Annotated in this window: 18 protein-coding genes; 7 read left to right on the forward strand and 11 right to left on the reverse strand. The window is 66.3% G+C overall.

Translation table 11 applies throughout. The annotated features are described in order from the left end of the window. Window positions 1-29 precede the first annotated feature (29 nt). The gene (locus ACP7AG_RS08470) at window positions 30-1,484 is read right to left on the reverse strand and encodes an AMP nucleosidase (RefSeq protein ID WP_426009839.1); all 1,455 of its coding nucleotides are present in this window, start codon (window positions 1,482-1,484) and stop codon (window positions 30-32) included. A 213-nt stretch (window positions 1,485-1,697) separates the two neighbouring features. Between ACP7AG_RS08470 and ACP7AG_RS08475 the strand changes: the two genes are divergently transcribed. Both ACP7AG_RS08475 and ACP7AG_RS08480 read left to right on the forward strand, forming a co-directional pair. Continuing rightward, window positions 1,698-2,957 carry a dicarboxylate/amino acid:cation symporter gene (locus ACP7AG_RS08475; RefSeq protein WP_426009841.1) on the forward strand — a complete coding sequence of 420 codons (1,260 nt, stop codon included), beginning with the start codon at window positions 1,698-1,700 and terminating at the stop codon, window positions 2,955-2,957. A gap of 172 nt (window positions 2,958-3,129) precedes the next feature. Further along, window positions 3,130-3,546: a DUF6491 family protein gene (locus ACP7AG_RS08480; protein ID WP_426030516.1), complete on the forward strand. Its 417-nt coding sequence runs from the start codon at window positions 3,130-3,132 to the stop codon at window positions 3,544-3,546. An 82-nt stretch (window positions 3,547-3,628) separates the two neighbouring features. Here the strand turns inward: ACP7AG_RS08480 and ACP7AG_RS08485 are convergent, their stop codons facing one another. Together ACP7AG_RS08485 and ACP7AG_RS08490 are read right to left on the reverse strand one after the other, a co-directional pair. After that, complete coding sequence (locus ACP7AG_RS08485; protein WP_426030518.1) at window positions 3,629-4,498, reverse strand: 2-dehydropantoate 2-reductase; 870 nt, start codon at window positions 4,496-4,498, stop codon at window positions 3,629-3,631. 74 nt (window positions 4,499-4,572) lie between these two features. After that, entirely contained in the window at window positions 4,573-5,634 is a 1,062-nt protein-coding gene (locus ACP7AG_RS08490) for a ribonucleotide-diphosphate reductase subunit beta (RefSeq protein ID WP_426009845.1), read from the reverse strand. Window positions 5,635-5,772: 138 nt separating this feature from the next. On the opposite strand from ACP7AG_RS08490, the gene ACP7AG_RS08495 reads away from it, so the two are divergent. Further along, window positions 5,773-6,444, forward strand: a complete 672-nt coding sequence (locus ACP7AG_RS08495) for a glutathione S-transferase family protein (RefSeq protein ID WP_426030519.1) — start codon at window positions 5,773-5,775, stop codon at window positions 6,442-6,444. Between the two features lie 4 nt (window positions 6,445-6,448). Here the strand turns inward: ACP7AG_RS08495 and ACP7AG_RS08500 are convergent, their stop codons facing one another. Next, complete coding sequence (locus ACP7AG_RS08500; protein WP_426009849.1) at window positions 6,449-6,937, reverse strand: hypothetical protein; 489 nt, start codon at window positions 6,935-6,937, stop codon at window positions 6,449-6,451. A 461-nt stretch (window positions 6,938-7,398) separates the two neighbouring features. On the opposite strand from ACP7AG_RS08500, the gene ACP7AG_RS08505 reads away from it, so the two are divergent. From ACP7AG_RS08505 to ACP7AG_RS08515, 3 genes are all read left to right on the forward strand, one after another. Continuing rightward, complete coding sequence (locus ACP7AG_RS08505; RefSeq protein WP_426030521.1) at window positions 7,399-8,169, forward strand: sulfite exporter TauE/SafE family protein; 771 nt, start codon at window positions 7,399-7,401, stop codon at window positions 8,167-8,169. A gap of 82 nt (window positions 8,170-8,251) precedes the next feature. After that, window positions 8,252-8,977 (forward strand): PAQR family membrane homeostasis protein TrhA, encoded by a 726-nt coding sequence (trhA, locus tag ACP7AG_RS08510; protein WP_426009851.1) that lies wholly within the window; start codon window positions 8,252-8,254, stop codon window positions 8,975-8,977. A gap of 36 nt (window positions 8,978-9,013) precedes the next feature. Beyond that, entirely contained in the window at window positions 9,014-10,288 is a 1,275-nt protein-coding gene (locus ACP7AG_RS08515) for a patatin-like phospholipase family protein (RefSeq protein ID WP_426030523.1), read from the forward strand. 64 nt (window positions 10,289-10,352) lie between these two features. Here the strand turns inward: ACP7AG_RS08515 and ACP7AG_RS08520 are convergent, their stop codons facing one another. From ACP7AG_RS08520 to ACP7AG_RS08550, 7 genes are all read right to left on the reverse strand, one after another. Further along, entirely contained in the window at window positions 10,353-10,688 is a 336-nt protein-coding gene (locus tag ACP7AG_RS08520; protein WP_426009854.1) for a hypothetical protein, read from the reverse strand. A 69-nt stretch (window positions 10,689-10,757) separates the two neighbouring features. Then, window positions 10,758-11,753, reverse strand: coding sequence for a lipid A-modifier LpxR family protein (locus ACP7AG_RS08525; RefSeq protein ID WP_426030525.1), 996 nt, complete (start codon window positions 11,751-11,753; stop codon window positions 10,758-10,760). A 171-nt stretch (window positions 11,754-11,924) separates the two neighbouring features. After that, entirely contained in the window at window positions 11,925-13,805 is a 1,881-nt protein-coding gene (locus ACP7AG_RS08530; RefSeq protein ID WP_426030527.1) for a ribonucleoside-diphosphate reductase subunit alpha, read from the reverse strand. A 424-nt stretch (window positions 13,806-14,229) separates the two neighbouring features. Further along, window positions 14,230-15,435 (reverse strand): OmpA family protein, encoded by a 1,206-nt coding sequence (locus tag ACP7AG_RS08535; protein ID WP_426030528.1) that lies wholly within the window; start codon window positions 15,433-15,435, stop codon window positions 14,230-14,232. A gap of 945 nt (window positions 15,436-16,380) precedes the next feature. Beyond that, window positions 16,381-18,156 (reverse strand): cation:proton antiporter, encoded by a 1,776-nt coding sequence (locus ACP7AG_RS08540; RefSeq protein WP_426030544.1) that lies wholly within the window; start codon window positions 18,154-18,156, stop codon window positions 16,381-16,383. Between the two features lie 150 nt (window positions 18,157-18,306). Beyond that, window positions 18,307-18,564: a hypothetical protein gene (locus ACP7AG_RS08545; protein WP_426030530.1), complete on the reverse strand. Its 258-nt coding sequence runs from the start codon at window positions 18,562-18,564 to the stop codon at window positions 18,307-18,309. Beyond that, window positions 18,561-18,974 carry a hypothetical protein gene (locus ACP7AG_RS08550; protein ID WP_426030531.1) on the reverse strand — a complete coding sequence of 138 codons (414 nt, stop codon included), beginning with the start codon at window positions 18,972-18,974 and terminating at the stop codon, window positions 18,561-18,563. Before ACP7AG_RS08550 ends, ACP7AG_RS08545 begins: the two co-directional genes overlap by 4 nt. Window positions 18,975-19,078: 104 nt before the next feature. Between ACP7AG_RS08550 and ACP7AG_RS08555 the strand changes: the two genes are divergently transcribed. After that, window positions 19,079-19,471, forward strand: coding sequence for a DUF2946 family protein (locus tag ACP7AG_RS08555; protein ID WP_426030532.1), 393 nt, complete (start codon window positions 19,079-19,081; stop codon window positions 19,469-19,471). Window positions 19,472-19,513: the final 42 nt, after the last annotated feature.

Below are 19,513 nucleotides of genomic sequence, written 5' to 3' on the forward strand. Positions count from 1 at the left end.
AAGAGGGTGAGCCACTCGCCTCTACCCCATCACCGAAACGGCGGCTCATCGAACGCCCGGAGCTTGCGCGAATGCAGGTTCGGCCCCTCTTCCAACAACAGCTTGCAGGTTAGGATGCCGATCTGCAGGTGCTGGCTGATGGCCCGCTCGTAGAACGCGTTGGCCTGGCCGGGCAGCTTGATCTCGCCGTGCAGCGGCTTGTCCGACACGCACAGCAGCGTCCCGTATGGCACCCGGAAACGGTAGCCCTGAGCGGCGATGGTGGCCGACTCCATGTCGATGGCCACGGCCCGGCTCTGGTTGAAGCGCAGGGCCGAGAGGCTGTGGCGCAGTTCCCAGTTGCGGTCGTCGGTGGTGACCACAGTGCCGGTGCGCAGGCGCTTCTTCAGCTGATCACCCGAGTCGCCGCTGATCGCCTTGGCGGCGTCATAGAGGGCGCGCTGGACCTCGGCGATCGACGGCACCGGGATCTCCGGCGGCAGGACGGCGTCCAGCACGTGGTCGTCGCGCAGATAGGCGTGGGCCAGCACATAGTCGCCGATGGTCTGGGTGTCGCGCAGGCCGCCGCAGTGGCCGATCATCAGCCAGGCCTGGGGCCGCAGCACGGCCAGGTGGTCGCAGATGGTCTTGGCGTTGGACGGTCCGACGCCGATATTGACCAGGGTGATGCCGGTCCCGCCCGGAGCCATCAAGTGATAGGCCGGCATCTGGTGCTTGCGCCAGGTCGACTCTGCCACCGCCAGTTCGGGATTGACGGTGTTGGCGGTGATCGTCAGTCCGCCCGAGCACGACATCGCCTCGAAACGCGTGCCCTCCTGGCCCAACTGCTCGATGCCCCAGCGCACGAACTCGTCGACATAGCGGTGGTAGTTGGTGAACAGGATGAACTGCTGCACATGCTCGGCCGGAGCGCCGGTATAGTGCCGCAGGCGGGCCAGCGAGAAGTCGGTCCGCAGGCCGTCGAACAGGGCCAGCGGCCGGGTCTCGTCCATCGCCGGGTTCCACACCCCGTCGGCGATCTCGTCGCCGATGAAGGCGAGATCCGTGGTCGGGAAAAACCGGGCGATGTCCTCGCTGCGCACGTCGGCCTGGTTCAGGTCGATCGTGGAGTCCAGCACGTAGGGATAGGGGATCTCCTGCTCGGAGCGGCCGATCTCGATCTCGACATCGAAGTCCTGCAACAGCAGGGTCAGCTGCTCGACCAGATAGTCCTTGAACTGGTTGGGCTTGGTCACCGTGGTGGCGTACACGCCGGGCCGGCTGACCCGGGCATAGGAGCGCGCCAGCTTGGGCGGCAAAGCCTCGGGGGCGTAGACCAGGCGAAGTTCCGGATAGGCGAACGTACCGTCGAACCGCGTCTGCGGATCGGGGCGGGCTCCGGTTTCGAGATAGGCGCGTAGCGCGGTCCGCAGGGCGTCGACGGCGCGTTCGTATTCTGCGTTGAGCTGCTCAACGACGGCGATTGCTTTTTCTTGGTTTGACATGACGTCCTATATCAACGTTCCAAGGCATTTTCCAGACCAAGCGGCGGCGGCGGGCGCACGACGCCCTTGGCGGGCATGGACGAAGGCGTTTTCGTCGGCCACAAGGGTTGCAATGACCGGTGCGGCCGGCGTGGGCGAAAGCGCTTGCCCCCATCCTTTCGCTCCAGGCCGCCGACTGAACGTTCGGGCGTCGCGCGCTCGACGGGGGAGCCCATGAACAAACGTTTCGCCTATCTGATTATCGCCTCCATGGTTCTCGGCGTAGCCGTGGGCTGGGCCTGCAATCAATATCTCGACGCAGCCCAGACCGCCGAAGCGGTCAAGTGGTTCAAGATGGGGACCGACCTGTTCCTGCGGCTGATCAAGATGATCATCGCGCCGTTGGTCCTGACGACCCTGGTCGCCGGCATCGCCCACATGGAAGACGCCGCCGCCGTGGGCCGGATCGGCGCCAAGACCATGGGCTGGTTCATCACCGCCTCGGCCGTGTCGCTGCTGCTGGGCCTGGGCATGGTCCACCTGTTGCACCCGGGCGCGGGCCTGAACCTGGCCGAGGTCACCACCGCCGCCAACGCGCCGGCCGCCTCGACCGAGAGCTTCACCCTGCAGGGCTTCCTGACCCACCTGGTGCCGGCCTCGATCTTCGACGCCATGGCCAAGAACGAGATCCTGCAGATCGTGGTGTTCAGCCTGTTCGTCGGCACGGCCGTCGCCTCGCTGGACAAAAAGGCGCCGCACATTCTGGAGCTCGCCGAGCAGGGCGCCCAGGTGATGCTAAAGGTCACCGGCTTTGTGATGAAGCTGGCCCCGCTGGCGATCTTCTGCGCCCTGGCCTCGACCATCGCCGCCCAGGGCATCTCGATGTTGGCCGTCTATGGCAAGTTCGTGCTGGGCTTCTACGCCACCATGGGCACGCTGTGGGTGCTGCTGTTCATCGCCGGCTGGGCCGTGCTGGGCAAGCGGGTGATCCCGCTGTTCGGCGCGATCCGCGAGCCGGCCCTGCTGGCCTTCTCGACCGCCTCGTCGGAAGCGGCCTATCCCCGCATTCTCGACGCCCTGCCCAAGCTCGGCATTCGCCGCCGCATCGTCTCGTTCGTCCTACCCTTGGGCTATTCGTTCAATCTCGACGGCTCGATGCTCTATTGCACCTTCGCCACGGTGTTCATCCTGCAGGCCCATGGCGTGCACCTGACGGTCCAGCAGCAGATCTTCATGCTGCTGCTCTTGATGGTGACCTCGAAGGGCATAGCCGGCGTGCCCCGCGCCTCGCTTGTGGTGATCATGGCCACCCTGACCTATTTCGGCCTGCCCGAATCTTGGATCGCGCTCGTCCTCGGGGTGGACCACTTGCTGGACATGGGCCGCAGCGCCACCAACGTCGTCGGCAACTCCGTCGCCGCCGCCGTGGTCGCCAAGTGGGAGGGCGAACTCGACGATCCGGAGCCAAACGAGGCCGCCGCCGTCAAGGCCTAGAGCATCGCGCGGAAAAGTGGCCACCGGTTTTCCGCAAAAGCGATGCGAAAACAAAAGTCTAGAGCAAGCCGTGCGATTCCTACATCGCGCGGCTTGCTCTAGGCGTCAGATTGACTTCGAGGGGGAGAGGCCCAATCTCTCGCCCGAAGGACGCTTCACAAGGAAGATGGTCATGAACGCCACGACCCAACCGAGATTTGGCCTGCTCCGGGCCAGTCTGCTGACGATGGCGCTTCTGGCCGTCTCGGCGCCCGCCCTGGCCGATCCGACCGCCAAGCCAAGGCCGGCGCGGTCGTGCTTCGCCCTGTCTGATTGGGACGGCTGGAGCGCGCCCAACAAGGACACCCTCTATCTGAAGGTCCGCCACCGCGACGTCTATCGCGTGGACCTGGCGCACGGCACCAACCAGTTGACCTCGCCGGGCGTGCACCTGGTCTCGGTGGTGCGCGGCAGCGACCAGGTGTGCCGGCCGATCGACCTGGACCTGCGGGTCTCGGACGGCTTCATGTCCATGCCGATCATGGCCAAGGCCATCACCCGCCTGACCCCCGAGGAAATCGCGGCCCTGCCGAAAAAGGACCGGCCTTAGCGTTGGACGGGGACATGCACCTGTGCGTGTCCCCGCCTCGCGGCCTCGGTTGGGGACACGCCCAAAGGGCATGTCCCCGTGCCTACCCCGCAGCCGCCTCGATCAGCGCCACCACCATCGCATTGACCGGCGTGGCGATCCCATGCTTCGCGCCGAGCCGCATGATGACACCATTGCGGGCGTCCAGCTCCATCGGTCGACCGGCCGCCCGGTCGGCGTGCAGGGAATTGATCCCGTCAGCCGGCCCTGAGCGATAGCCGGCGACCACGGTGTCGCCAAGGTCGCCCGGCAACACCGCGCCCTCGGCCCGGCCCACCGCCACGCACTCGGCCACCAAGGCCCGCATGATCTGGGCAATCGGCTCGCGCGCCGCCACGCCCGACGGCATTAGGGTCAGGGCGTTGACCGCCCCGGCGCAGTTCAAAGCCAGCTTCTTCCAGGCGGCGGTCCTGAAGTCGTCGGTCACCGAAACCCCGATCGGCGTATGGGCGAACAGGGCGACGAAGGCCTCTCCCGCCGCCCCGGACGGAACCAGGATCGTACCGTCGCGGCGTTGACGCACGCGGCCGGGGGCCGACCGCTCGGCCGGGATATCGACCACAGCCGGGGTGATCCGCTCGGCCGGAACATAGGGCGTGAACCGCTCGACATGCTCGACGCCGTTCTGCAGCACCGCCACGCGGGTTTCGGGCCCCACCAGCCGCGCCAGCCAGGCCCCGGTGGCGACGGCGTCATAGGTCTTGGTGGTGACGATCGCCCAGTCCACCGGGTCGGCCTGGTCCGGCGCCGTCAGCACGCGCGGCGTGGCGACCAGCGACCCGCCGGGGGTCTCGACCTCCAGCCGGTCGAAGGGTGTGCGGGCGCAGACCTCGACGTCCAGCGCCGGGTTCTGGGCCAGCCAGGCGGCGATCACGCCGCCCACCGCGCCCGGTCCGATGACCGCAATCCGCATGACCCATACTCCAGACAAAGAAGCGCCGCCCCCTTGCGAGGGCGGCGGCATGTATCCCCAATATACCCCTGCTCTTATTCAGCCGGCAGGGTGTTCTCGGAGCGCTTGTTGAGCATGTTGTCGAAGCTCGACCACACGCCCTCCGCGCCGTGCCATTGGCCCGTGGTGGCGGCCTTGGAATATTCCGTCGATCGGGCCTCGAAGAAGTTGGCGTGCTCCACGCCCGACAGCAGCGACTGCAGCCACGGCAGCGGGTTTTCCTTGATACCGTAGACCTCCGGCAGGTGCAGCTGGCGCAGGCGCCAGTCGGCGATGAACCGGATGTATTTCTTGATGTCCTCGGGCGTCATGCCCTGGATCTCGCCGGCCTCGAAGGCCAGGTCGATGAAACTATCTTCCATCGTCACCACGGTCTTGCAGCAGTCGACGATGTCGTCGGCCACGGCCTTGGTCACGCAGCCGGTCTCGGCGTTGAAGGCGTGGTACAGCTTGATGATGCCTTCGCAGTGCAGGCTCTCGTCGCGGATCGACCACGAGACGATCTGGCCCATGCCCTTCATCTTGTTGAAGCGCGGGAAGTTCATCAGCATAGCGAACGACGCGAACAACTGCAGCCCCTCGGTGAAGCCGCCGAACATCGCCAGCGTCCGGGCGATATCGGCATTGGTCTCGACGCCGAACTTCTGCATGAAGTCGTGCTTGTCGCGCATGGCCTGGTATTCCATGAACGCGCCAAATTCGCTCTCCGGCATGCCGATGGTTTCAAGCAGCAGGGCGTAGGCCGCGATATGGATGGTCTCCATATTGGCGAACGACGACAGCATCATCTTCACTTCGGTGGGTTTGAACACCCGGCCGTAGCGCTCCATATAGTTGTCGGCCACTTCAATGTCCGACTGGGTGAAGAAGCGGAAAATCTGCGTCAGCAGATTGCGCTCGTTGTCGTTCAGCTTGACGGCCCAGTCCTTGAGGTCCTCGCCCAGCGGCACCTCTTCGGGCATCCAGTGGACCTGCTGCTGCTTCTTCCAGAAGTCGTGGGCCCACGGATAGCGGAAGGGCTTATAGGCGCCGGAGGGGGTCAGGAGGCCGGGGGTGATCAGCTTGGCGGTCGATGGGGTGATCAACGAGGCGGACATCGAAAGCGGCTCCTGGGGCAAGCGGACAAGAATCGTACGGCGCGCTAGGCTTCTGGGATAGCGCGGGACCAACCCGCGCATCTAGTGTCCGAAACGTCGCAGCACACAACATGTTGTGGGTAGATTGGGTAACAAAGGATGAATCAAGCTTACACCCTCTATGGGGCGCTTGGCTCGGGTTCCGTGCCCGTGGAGGCGACTTTGCTGCTTCTGGGGCAGCCCTATGCGGTGGTCGAGGCGCCGACCTGGGAAGGCGCGGCCGAGCAGGCCAAGGTCGCCGGCGTCAATCCGCTCAAGCAGATCCCGGCGCTGGTCACCCCGGACGGCGAGACCATCACCGAGAGCGCGGCGATCCTGATCTGGCTGGCCGACCGCCATCCGGAGGCGGGCCTGGCGCCGGCGGTCGATTCACCACTCAGGGCGCAGTTCCTGCGCTGGATGGTGTTCGTGCCGGCGGCGATCTATTCGCTGTTCTGGGTGCGGGATGATCCGTCTCGGCTCGTGGGGCCGGACGCGGCGCAGCAGGCGGCGGTCAAGGCGGCGACCGCCGAGCGGATCGCCGAGTGCTGGGCGGTGATGGAGCGCCAGCTGACGCCGGGGCGGTATCTGCTGGGCGACGCGCTGACGGTGCTCGACCTCTACGTCGCCGTGGTTAGCCGCTGGGGCCCTCGGCGGCGGCGGTTCTACGCGGTGGCGCCAAGGATGGGCGGGGTCGTGCGGCGCGTGGACGCCGACCCGAGATTGGCGGCGTTCTGGGAAGCGAGGTTCCCGTTCGTGGAGGGGTGGGAGAGTCGGGGGGCGACGGGATGAGCGGTCAATCACATACAGACAGAAACGCAGCCATCTTCTTTCCTGATGGCAAGTCGTTCTGCTTGTTGGTGGTCCATAGGAGTACGCGCTTCCCGGTGAGTTCTGTAGTGACCGAATAAGTCTCGGCAACTCCGGACCCGGGATAGGCAGAGACCAACAGGAACGTTTTGAACGGCGCAGCGCCCTGCACCTTTACGACAACCGCACCATCAGCGACGGCACTAACGTTTTTGCCGAAAGCATCCCGACTAATGATGTCCCAGTTTCCGTCGCTATCGACATCAAACAAGAACTGGCCTTTCGAAATCCGGTCGTCGGTCCACCCCCCATTCTCTTCGGTGAGGTAAAACGACTTACCAACAGAAGGACCACACTGGGCCACGATGCCTGCCGCCGCAGCTTGGGCACAAAAGGCCATTCCCAGTGACGCCAAAACGAAAAGCCTTTTCCGGACCATAGCCGCTCCGTAGATACTGCGCGTCTGATGAGCCATATGAAACCTGCACCCCAGCGCTAGCAAGCGCCCACAAGCTAGTGTTTGTTTGCAGCGTTCCCATCCGCCCCGGATGCGGCCACGCCTTAAAGCCTTGGTGGATGGGAGCTCTGGCGTCTGACCGCGTCAAGGACGGCCCGCAGGTCCGCCGCGGCGCGGCCGGCCGAGAGGCCGGTCCTTGACTCGGCCAGACGCCAGAGCAAGCTCGCCAGCAAGGTTTCAAGGCGCGGCCTCGCCACAGCGGATGGTTCGGGGGCTCGGCTTTTCCACCGTGGATCACACGCCCTTGCCCCCACCTGACCGCTTCGCGGTCTGTCCGCCCCCATAGGGGGCGGAGCCCACGCACTTGAACTCTTCCCCCTATGGGGGAAGACGATCGCGAAGCGATCCGTAGGGGGCAAGGGCGTGAGCCACGGGACCAAGACTTGGGCAACCCCACACCTTCCTGCTAACACCCCCCCATGCTCACCGACCCGCTGTTCTACGCCGTCGCCATTCCCGCCGTGATCCTGCTGGGCCTGGCCAAGGGCGGATTCGCGGGGATCGGGGTGGTGGCCGTGCCGATGATGGCGCTGGTGATTTCGCCGGTGCTGGCGGCGGCGATCACCTTGCCGATCCTGCTGGCCCAGGACGTCGTCAGTGTCTGGAGCTTCCGCAAGACCTGGGACAGGGGCCTGCTGATCCTGATGCTTCCGGCCGCCGCGGTCGGCATCTTTCTGGGTTGGGCCCTGGCCGCGCGGGTCTCGGTGTCGGCGGTCGAGCTGGCGATCGGCCTGATTTCCATCGCCTTCGCGCTGCAGCGCCTGTGGGCCGAGCGGGCGGTCAAGGCGGCGAGCGCGGTCGAGGCCGGACCAGGCCGGCCCTGGCTGGGCGTCCTGTGCGGCATGGTCGCCGGCTTCACCAGCCAGGTCGCCCATGCCGGCGGCCCGCCGTTCCAGATCTACGCCCTGCCCCGCCGCCTGCCGCGCGACGTGTTCATCGGCACCAGCGCCATCTTCTTCGCCACGGTCAACTGGATGAAGGTGCCGGCCTATATGGCGCTCGGCCAATTCACCCGCCAGACCCTGACCACGGCGGCGGTGCTGCTGCCCCTGGCCCTGGCCTCGACCTGGGCCGGGGTCTGGCTGGTGCGCCGGGTGCCGGCCGAGGGCTTCTACAAGGTCATCTATGTCCTGCTGATCGCGGTCGGCGGCAAGCTGGTCTGGGACGGCGCGAGCGGCCTGCTGGGCTGAGCGTTTTCTCTGTCATCAGCCCTATCCCGGACACGATGACCTGCGTTTATATGTCATCGATTGCGCGTACAGTGGGCGGGCCATGTCAGACACCACCAGCACTTCGCCGGCTGCCTCGCCGGCCTCCGTTCCGGCGACCGCGCCCGCGGACGTTCCGGCGACGCACTATCCCACGCCCGCCGCTAAGTGCGCCGACCTGATCGTCCATCTGACGGGCCTCGCCTGCGCCCTGCTGGGCGGCGGCATTCTGTTGGGCCTGGCGTTCGGCCTGGGCGATCTGAGCCAGGTGGCGGCGGTCAGCGTCTATACCATCGGCCTGATCACCATGCTGTCGCTGTCGACGGCCTACAACTTCGCCAAGGCCCGCTGGCGGCCTCTGCTGCGGCGCTTCGACCATGCCGGCATCTTCATCATGATCGCCGCCTCCTACACCCCCTTCACCACCCAGAATCTGCACGGCTGGTGGGCGATCGGCATGACCACGGCGGTTTGGACCGTGGCCGGCGTCGGCGTAGCGGCCAAGCTGCTGCTGCCGGGCTTGGACAAACGCTTCTGGGTCGGGCTGTACCTGGCGCTGGGCTGGCTGGTTTTGGTCGCTATCAAGCCGATGATCGACGGCATGGGCTGGGTCGCCCTGATGCTCCTGGCGATCGGCGGGGTGATCTATTCGACCGGCACGGTTTTCTACCTGATGAAGCGGCTGAAGTTCCGGCGGGCGATCTGGCACGGTCACGTGATCGGCGGCGCCGGCCTGCACTATGCCGCCGTCCTGATCGGGGTGGTTTTGGCCTCGAGCGGCCATCCTTGAACTGAAAAGCCCTGACCCTGTGACCCGAGCCTCGCGTTGAGCACGCCGACAGACCCCAAAAGGACCGTCCAGACCTTCTTTCGGGATCGCGGGACGCAGCCGCCCCACAAGGGCAAGCGCCTGGCCGCGCCGCCCGACGAGACCCTGGCCGAGGCCGTGGGCTTTCCCGGCGTGCGGCTTAGCGTCGACGAGGCCGACGAGACCCTCAAATCCGCCGCCGACCGCCTGGCCCCGCTGCGGCCGCTGATCGGTCGCGACGACTTCAACATCCTGGCCCTGTCGGGCGGCGCGGCCGGCGGAGCCTTTGGGGCCGGGGCCCTGGTCGGCCTCGGCAAGGCCGGCAGGCGGCCGACCTTCGCCATCGTCACCGGCGTCTCGACCGGCGCCCTGATCGCGCCCTTCGCCTTCCTCGGCCCGGCCTGGGACGCGCGCCTGGCCGACGCCTATCTGGGCGGCCACGCCGCCGACCTGCTCAGCCTCAGGCGGTTTGGCGCGGCCCTGGGACCCAGCCTTTTTCGCGGCGACTCGCTGGACGGACTGGTCGCGCCGTTCGTCGACGCGGCGATGATCGAGGCCGTGGCGATCGAACACGCCCGGGGCCGGCGCCTGCTGATCGCCACCACCAATCTCGACAGCCAGAAGGCCACCATCTGGGACATGGGGGCGATCGCCACCCGGGGCGGCGAGGCGGCGGTAAAGCTGTTTCGCGACGTGCTGGTGGCCTCGGCCACCCTGCCCGGCCTGTTCCCGCCCAAGCTGATCGATGTCGAGGCTCCCGATGGCGAGGGCGGGATGGTCCGCTACCAGGAAATGCATGTCGACGGGGGCGTGGCGGCGCCCCTGTTCCTGATGCCCGACGCCCTGCTGCGTTGGCGCGACCTGGGCCAGCGGCTGCGACGCGGGCGGGTCTATGTGATCTTCAACACCGTGCTCGACCCGTCACCGCGCTCGACGCCCACCGGGGTGACCTCTATCATGAGCCGCAGCTTCGAGACCATGCTGAGGTTCTCCTACCGCCAGGCCCTGAGCGTGGCGGCGGGGTTCTGCGCGCGCCACAACCTGCCGCTCTGGGTGGCTTCGATCCCGCCGACCTTCTCGGACTTCAACATGATGAAGTTCGACACCGCCGCGATGAAGCGCACCTTCGACGACGCCGAGGCCCTGGCGACCGCCGGCCGCCTGTGGTCGACGCCGACCGCCGCGCCCGAACCGCTATGGCGCGGCCTGTTCAAGCGCCAGCCGCCGACGCGGCATGGCGACCAGGACCCGATCCTGGTTCCGAACCCATCGCCGGATCTGGAACTGCCGTAGGGGCGTTCCGGCCCTAAAATCTCCCTGCATCCCGACGAAAGCCGAGATGAGTGGAAGTTGAGGGCTACCCCGGCTTCTTCAGATACCGAGCCCGTAGCTTCTCGACATTGGGCGGGTCGGCCCGGAAGTCCGAGACCAGGCCCAGGCGGGCGTTGCACGACGGGCAACGCACGGAATCGTCGTCGGCAAGGTCGGTCGGCGGATCGAAGCGCGTCCCGCAGGGCTTGCATTTGAAGTCGCCGGTCGCGGGGGGCGCCGGCGGGGGCGGCGGTTCGGGCGTGAAGGTGCGGATGCGCTGAGCCGGGCGCGCGATGCGCTCCAGCGGCTTGGGGCCGCCCGGCGCCGCGACACCGCTCTTCAGGCTCAGAATCTTGCGGCGAGGAGGCTCGCTATCGCTCATGACGGTCGATGGCTTCGTGGCGTAGGGGCGCTAGCTGCATGATCTGGCCCAGAAACTCAAGCCCGACGGCTACCAGTGCGGCTTAAGACTGAATGAGAGGGCCACCATCTCGTCCTTCTGGCTGGACATTCCCATCAGTTGGTCCCGGGCCTTGATCGAGCGGTGGACATAGCCGAACGAGGCCTGCATGTCGCCCTTGCGCCAGGCCACGCCCGCCTGGCCGTCGCTGAGCAGCTTGCTGGAATTGTCGGTTGTAAACCCGGCCCGGCTCCAGTCGCCGTCCGAACTGCGCAGCACGTTCAAGCCCACGGCCTGGCCGCTGGCGGCGGCGAACACGTACCAGCGCCCGCGGTTGCCCATTTCCCGGCCGTCGCGGACCCCCAGCGAATTGCTGACCTTGTCCTGCATGCTCTTGCCGAACCGCACGGTGGCGCCAGCCTCAGCCGAACCGCCGGCCCCGCCGAAGCCCAGGCCGGCGTGCGGCGTGACATCCAGGGCGTACTTGCCATTGTCGAGCTTCACAGCAGCTGGCCAGCCGCGGGTCACCAAGACGTCGACGTCTCGGTCCGCGAAGCTATCCTCGCCGTCGGGACGGACCAAGGACAGCGGACGGCTGTTGCCGGTTTCCGAAACTCTGGCCACCGACACACGCATCGAATCAACGGCGCGATGGCTTTGACCGACCACGAAGACGTTCGAGCGCCAGGTCACCGGTCCGTGGCCCTCGTAGTAGCGATTGGCGTCCAGCAGCCTGGCGTCGCCATAGGCGCCGGCCGGGGACAGGCCAAAGCTTGGATCTTCGGACCCGGCGGCCATCGACTGGGGCGCGGCCGAGAAGCCCACCGTGCTGGGCCGCACGTCACGTACGCTGAGACCGGCCGCTTCGGCCGCGCGCAGATCGACGGTGAAGCTTGTGGCCCGACCCTTGCGGACGTCGCCGATCGACCTATCTGAGGTATCGGCGGCGGCCTTGGCCGCCCTGCCAGGATTGGGACGCGCCTGGGCCGAGGCGCAAATGAGCGCGCCTAGCCCCATCCCCACGATCAACACCGTTGCGGCGCGCATGCCAGCCCCCTCAGTCCTCGTCCCCACAATGAGCCTAACCGCAATCGCGACAAGGTCCATGGGACGAAATCCCACACGCATGAACATTTCGCGACCGGCTTGGTTCCGAACGCGAAACGGCGGCGCGAGGGACCGCGCCGCCGTTGGTTTTCAAGGGATCGGGCGCCGGACCTATTGGCAGGCCAGGCACTCTTCGTAATCGGTCTTGTTGGGGGCGTCGAAGCCGTTGGCGGGACCCGCCAGGGCGATGTCTGAGCCCGCATAGGCGGCCCGCTGCACCGACTTGGAGCGCAGGTAGTACAGCGACTTCACGCCGCGCTCCCAGGCCTGCCAATGCAGCATGTGGAGGTCCCACTTGTCGACGTCGCCGGGCAGGAAGATATTGACCGACTGGCTCTGGCAGACCTCCGGCGTGCGGTCGGCGGCCAGTTCGACCACCCAGCGCTGATCCAGCTCGAAGGCGGTCTTGTAGACGTCCTTGTCGTCCTGGCTGAGGAAGTCCAGATGCTGGACCGAGCCCTCGTTCTCCAGGATCGAGCCCCAGACGGCGTCGGTGTTCTGGCCCTTGTCCTCGAGCAGGCGCTCCAGATAGGGGTTCTTGACCGCGAACGAGCCCGACAGCGTCTTGTGAGTGTAGATATTGGCCGGGATCGGCTCGATGCCGGCGCTGGTGCCGCCGCAGATGATCGAGATCGAGGCCGTCGGGGCGATCGCCAGCTTGTGCGAGAAACGCTCCATCGAACCCCGGTCGGCGGCGTCGGGGCACGGGCCCTTCTCTTCGCCGATGGTGATCGACGCCTTATCGGCTTCGCGGCGCAGGTGCTTGAACATCCGCATGTTCCAGCTCTTGGCCAGGGCGCTCTCGAACGGCACGTTCTGGCTTTGCAGGAAGCTGTGGAAGCCCATCAGGCCCAGGCCCACCGAACGCTCGCGCATGGCGGCGTAGGCGGCGGTCTTGGCGGCGTCCGGGGCGCGATCGATGAAGTCCTGCAGCACGTTGTCGAGGAAGCGCATGATGTCCTCGATGAACATCGGGTGGTCGCGCCATTCCAGGAAGGTCTCGGCGTTGACGCTCGACAGACAGCAGACGGCGGTGCGGTCATTGCCGAGATGATCAACGCCGGTGTGCAGCATGATCTCGCTGCACAGGTTGGACTGGCGCACCTTCAGCCCCAGCTCGCGCTGATGCTGCGGCATGGCGCGGTTTACGGTGTCGGAGAAGATCAGATAGGGTTCGCCGGTCTGCAGGCGCAGCTCCAGCACCTTCTGCCAGAGCGAACGGGCGTCGACCTCGCGCAGGACTTCGTTGGTCTTGGGCGAGCGCAGGCCGAACTTGTGGCCGTCGCGCACCGCGTGCATGAACTCGTCGGTGATCGAGATGCCGTGGTGCAGGTTCAGCGACTTGCGGTTGAAGTCGCCCGAGGCCTTGCGGATCTCCAGAAACTCCTCGATTTCCGGATGAAAGATGTCGAGATAGACGGCGGCCGATCCGCGACGCAGCGAGCCCTGGCTGATCGCCAGGGTCAGGCTGTCCATCACGCGGATGAAGGGGATGATGCCGCTGGTCTGGCCCTGGCCCTTGACCTTTTCGCCGATCGACCGGACGCCGCCCCAATAGGTGCCGATGCCGCCGCCATTGGCCGCCAGCCAGACGTTCTCGTTCCAGACGCTCAGTATGCCGTCCAGGCTGTCGGAGACCGAATTCAGGAAGCAGGAGATCGGCAGGCCGCGCTCGGCGCCGCCATTCGAGAGCACCGGCGTCGAGGGCATGAACCACAGCTGGCTCATATAGTCGTAGACGCGCTGGGCGTGGTCGGCGTCGTCGGCGAAGGCCGTCGACACGCGGGCGAACATGTCCTGGTACGACTCGCCCGGCAGCAGGTAGCGGTCTTCCAGGGTGGTCTTGCCAAAATCGGTCAGCAGGGCGTCACGGGCGCGGTTGACCTGCACCTTGCGCACCAAAGCCAGTTTCGGACGCTCGGCCTTCATCCCGCTGGTGCGGGCCTGGGGGAGAGCCGTCATCTTAGCCGCTTCACTGCCGGTCATGATCAAAATCCATAATCAATCAGCGTGTTCCGGAAAAGGAAACTTCCCGTCCAGCCGCTACATCTAGTGGCCGAGGAGCCCCCTCAGCCCACATATGGGGCCACAGTGGCTAATGACTCGTCAACGGCGAGATGCGCCCGGGGGCTGAGTTTTTTCTTAACAAGGTGTGGAGGAACATCGGTGTGCGAGAAGATACTGGGCATCATCAACGGGTTGCGTGGCCAGAACAAACGCGGCTGCGACCCCCTGTCGCGGGCCACAAATAAGTGATCCGGCGGCGGAGCGGATTTCGTCAAAAGCCCCTTGCCATTTCGATGCGCCCGGCCGGCGGCCATTGCCGTGAGGTCCGACCGCTGGTCAGCCGGAAAGTCCAAAAGAAAAGGGCCCGGCGTCGCCGCCGGGCCCTCAACTTCAGTCGTGATCGCGATCTTTAGAAGTTGATCGAGATCGTGGAACGGCGGTTCAGCGGTTCCTTCACACCATCGCCAGTGGCGACGGCGGGGGCGCTTTCGCCCTTCCAGTCAACGGCCAGGGCGTCAGCGGCGACACCAGCGCCGACCAGGGCGTCAGCCACGGCCTTCGCACGACGCTCGGAGAGCTTGGCGTTGTACTTCGGCGAACCCGAGGTGTCGGTGTGACCGACGACCACCAGCTTGGTGGCGTGACCCGAGGTCGCGTAGTTCGCGGCTTCCGAAACCACCGACGAGGCTTCCGGCGTCAGGACGTACTGATCGAACGGGAAGTAGACGATGAACTCACGAGCCTCATACGCCGGCGGAGGCGGCGGGGGAGGCGGCGGGGGCGGAGGCGGCGGGGGCGGGGGAGGCGGCGGGGGCGGCGGGGGCGGCGGGGGCGGCGGAGCCGCGAAGGAATACCGCAGACCAACGGTCACGGATTGATCCTTCACTTGGCCTTCCCAGGCGCCAGGCTGCAGAGCCGCAGCCGAGCCGGTCGACTGCCACGCGTGGTCTTGGGTCGCGAAGTAGCGATAGGTGAAGTCGATCTTCAGCTTGTCAGTCGCCTTGATCGAGGCGCCGGCGATCGCTTGCCAGGCCACGGCGATGTCGTCGTCGTCGACGCTGAGGTTCTGGATGGCGGGGTTGGCGGCTGTGATCGGACCGATCGTGCCGCTGAATTGGCCCAGCGTGCTGACGTCCAGACGGTTGATGCCGATACCGGCGCCAACGAAGGGGTTAAACCAAGCGTCTGGCGCGAAGTCATACAGGACGTTGACCATCAGCGACCAGGAGTCCATCGAACCCGATGGGCTGCCGCACTTCGGGGCTCCGACGGTACGCGTCACGCCGGGGGTGCAGAGCGCGTAAGGCTGCTGACGGACCGGGTTCCCGCGGATGCTGGCGATGTCGCCGGGGCGGTAACCGCCCTCGACTTCGGCGCGCCAGTTCGGGTTGAACTGATAGCCCAGACGGACGAAGCCGGCCCAGTCATCGTCAGCCGACCACGTATAGTGGTAGTGAGCGCCGTCAAGAGCGTTGCGATCGGACTCGGCGTTTACGCCTTCAGGCCAGTGGTAGCCAAGGTCGACCGCGCCATACCAGCCGGCCTCTTGGGCCGAAGCGGCGCCAGCGGCGAACACCGCGGCTAGAGCCACTCCCGCCAGGAGTTGAAGTTTCATATCTAGAGCCCTCTATTGCCCAGCACCGGCCGAGACCGACCGAGCATTGTTATACCAAGGCGCGCGATCCGCGAAAGTGTCAGCAGGGCAACACCCGTCAGGTTTCGTCATCCTACGGAAGTACGACGACGCCAACACATGATCGCCCCACGAAAATCAACTATCGAGCGTACCGGCTGACTATCCCGGAAAAAGCGCCAGCACGGTACCGGTTCGCATGTGAATCCGCGTAGCGCAAGGCCTTCGGCGCGTTTTGCCGGCCGCGAATGCGTAAAAACCTAGCATGCATGCGCGATGGCCACGGGTCGGGCGGTGGGCGCCCGCTACCTCAGCCCAGGGTGCGCCGATATCGCGACACGCCAGCCCGCGATCGCCAAAGCAACCGAGGCAAGAAGACTGACCCGCGAGTCTCCGGGAACACGACGCCCAGGATGAGGGCGCCCCAACCGCAAGACCGCCACGCCCACGCAAACCGCGAACAGGGCCTGGCCAGGATGAGGATCACCACGGTCTGCACTAGCCCGACCACCGCATAGGACGCCAGCTTGCCGATCATCACCTCGATCGGCTTGGCCGGCGCGGCGAGCCGGCTTTCCGTCGCGCCGCCCTCCGATCGCGCGTGACTCTCAGCGTGGTCGTCATCACCAGCGTCATGGACAGGATCACGCCCGACAGACCGGGCGCGATATCGTAGGCGGTGATGCTCTCGGGATTGTCACGGGGGTGAATCACCCCCTCGAACGGATCGCGATCGACCTAGAGCATTTCCCGACCTGACTGCGTCAGGCCGTGAGCTCTAATCTCCTGTTTTGACGCATTTTTCTTCACGCGAACCGGAACCACTTCGCTCGAAAAATGCTCTAGCCCCGCCGCGCCCACCACGGATATCTTCGAACACCCGTCACGATGTCCCGATCTCAACACCTCTGGGAGAGGGTGTGAGACTTAGGTCAGCTTCGCCGCGTCGCGCAGCCGCCGCCGCTTGCCGCCCAGCGCATCCGGCCGGTTCAGCACCTGGCGGTACTCGTCCCGCCGCTCGTGGATCGAGGCGATGACCAAGCCCATGGGGACGCCGATATCCACCAGCACGGCTTCGGACAACTGCAAGCTCGCCTCAATGGTCTCTGGCACCGCGTCGGTGACGCCCAGTTCGTAGAGCCGCGCGGCGTGGCGGGCGTCTCGCGCGCGCGCCACGATGGTCAAGTCAGGCCGATGCCCGCGGGCGGCGGCCACCACCGCCTCGGCGGCGTCCGGCGAATCCATGGTCACCACGACAGCTCGCGCGTAGTCGAGGCCGCATCGCTCCAGCAATTCCACCCGCGAGGCGTCGCCGTAATAGACCTTGTGACCGGCCCGCCGCCCCTTCTGCACGAAACTGGTGTCGCGATCGATGGCGATCCACGGCACCGCGTGGCGGTCGAGCATGTCGCCCACCAGCCGGCCGACCCGGCCATAGCCGACCACCAGCACCCGGCCCTCCGGCTCCTCGCCCTGGTGCTCGGGAACCTCCGGCGCCTCGGGCGTGGCCAGGGTCGTCTTGCGGGCAAGCCGGCCGCCGATCGCCGACAGGGTGGGGACCAGGAACATGGTCAGGGTCGCAGCGACCAGCACCGCCTGGCCGATCCGCCCACTGACCACGTCGGCGCCTATGGCGTTGTCGAGGATCACGAAGGCGAACTCGCCGCCGGCCGCCAGGGTCAAGGCCGCTTCGATCGCCCCGCGGCTCGACAGGCCAAACAGCCGTCCCAGCCCCAAGACCATCACCGCCTTGATGACCAACAGGCCCACGGCGACGCCCAGCACCAGCACCGGCGAAGCCACCAGCAGCGACAGGTCCAGCCGGATGCCCAGCGACACGAAGAACAGGCTGAGCAGCAGGCCCTTGAACGGCTCGATCTTGACCTCGACCTCGTGGCGGTACTCGGTCTCGGCCAGCAGCACGCCGGCCACGAAGGCTCCCAGCGCCATCGACAGGCCGGACAGGGCGCTGACCAGGCCCGCGCCAATGATCACCAGCAGGCAGGCGGCCATGAACATCTCTTCGCTCTTGGCTTTCGCGACGGAGCGCATCATCGGCCGCAGCGCCAGGCGTCCGAACAGCACGATGGCCCCCAGGCCCAACGCCGCCGGCCCCAGGGCCAGCAGGTCGGCCAGCCGGAACACCCCGTCGCCGCGGCCCAGCACCGTCAGGGTGATCAGGATCGGAGCCACGGCCAGGTCCTGGAACAGCAGCACCGAAAAGGTCGCCCGTCCGCCCTCGGAATGCAGTCGCTTGCGCTCGACCAGCACCGGCACGGCGATGGCGGTGGACGACAAGGTGAGCGCCGCGCCAATTACCAAGGCCGAGACCGGCGGCTGGCCCAGGGCCCAGGCCACGCCGCCCAAGGCCAGGGAGCAGCCGATCAACTGGGCCGCGCCGAGGCCGAACACCAGCTTGCGCATCAGCCGCAGCCGCTCCCACGACAGCTCCAGCCCGATCATGAACAGCAGGAACACCACGCCGAACTCGGCCAGCTGGGCGATCTCGTCGGGATTGTCGACGGTGACATAGTCCAGCCACGGCAGCACATGGGTCAGGCTGCCCAAGCCGAACGGCCCCAGGATCACGCCGGCCAGCAGGAAGCCGAGGATAGGATTGATCTTCAGCCGCTTGAACAGCGGCGCCACGATCCCCGCCGTGGCCAGGAACAGCACCAGGTCCTTGTAGTCCGCCGGTGACATCGCGTGGCTCACGGGGTGTTGTCTCCTTTGTTCCGCGTTCGCCAGACTAGAGCATTTCCCGACCTGACCGCGTCAGGCCGTGAGCTCCAATCACTTGTTTTGACGCATTTTTCTTCACGCGAACCGGAACCACTTCGCTCGAAAAATGCTCTAACCGCTCGGCCGTTCGTCGCTCTTCATGGGCGGATTGTCGCCACCCGCCGTCTTCAGCAGCGCGATAACCTTGGGAAGGTCCGCGCGTCCAGCTCGCTCAGCGAAATAGGTTTCGGTCCGCAAGGCCGACAGCTTTTCGGCCACCGCGACATTGATCAGTTGATCGAGAGCCACGCCTTCGGCCTCGGCGGGCTTTCGAGCCTCGTCGAGCAAAGAAGGCTGAAGCCGCAGCGCGAAATTGCTCTTCCTCATCATCCTGTCTCCAATTTCAACATCGCTTCGCCGGGCAGCCAAAGGAAGGACAGCCGCGCGGGCTCGGCGATAGACGCCACAGCATCGAGGATGGCCCCTATGTCGCCGACAGAAAGGCCGGACACCGCGAGATGTTCATCGCGCGTCATCACGGCTTCGTGCTCGATCAACAAAGGCGTCGAAACCAACAAGGTTAGACGTTGCTCTAGCCCCGCTAGCAGCAGCCGATTGGACCCACCCGCATGACTGCGGATCGCCGCCACCATTGTCGCCATTGTCGCCGTGCCGAGCACCAAGCGCATGAGACAATTATGGATGTCGCCCGCGATATCGCAAGCGTATTGGGGCGACGGCCAGCTGGCCAATTTTGAAATCACGCCCAATCCGGTTTCGTCCGCCGGGATCAACGCCACCCCGCCGCCTCCAGCGCCTCGATCAGCAGGCGTCGAGGATGCCAGGTCAGTGATGGAGGGAGAACATTGACCCGCCGCCCGTCCAGGACTACCCACGCCCCATCATGAGCCCCCGTCGCGGACAGTCCCGGTCGACCTGGCCCATCGCCCTGCTGGCGATGCTGGCCCTGCTCGTCCAGGCGCTCGTCCCGGCTGCGGTCATGGCCTATGAGGCGCGTTCTGGCCAATCGGTGGTGATCTGCACCGCCCAGGGCGCCCGGACGGTCATCCTCGACGACACCAAGCCAGCGCATAAAGGCTTCGCCGGCCTGCCCTGCGCCCAGTGCGTGGTCGCTAGCCTGGCGACCACGATCACGCCCAACGCCCAGATCTCCCTGCCTGTGCGCTACGCCGCTCGCGTCGAGATCGCCCCGCCCTTGGCCCGTCGCGGCCTGGCCCCGGTCCGCGCCCCGCCGCGTCCGCCCGGACAAGGTCCGCCCCACCTCCAGAACGCCTGACTTTTCGCACCGCGCGCCCGGCCCAGAAGGCCGGCGCGCGCG

Origin of the sequence: Caulobacter sp. DWP3-1-3b2, assembly GCF_049896325.1 — a bacterium.
Taxonomy (GTDB): domain Bacteria; phylum Pseudomonadota; class Alphaproteobacteria; order Caulobacterales; family Caulobacteraceae; genus Caulobacter.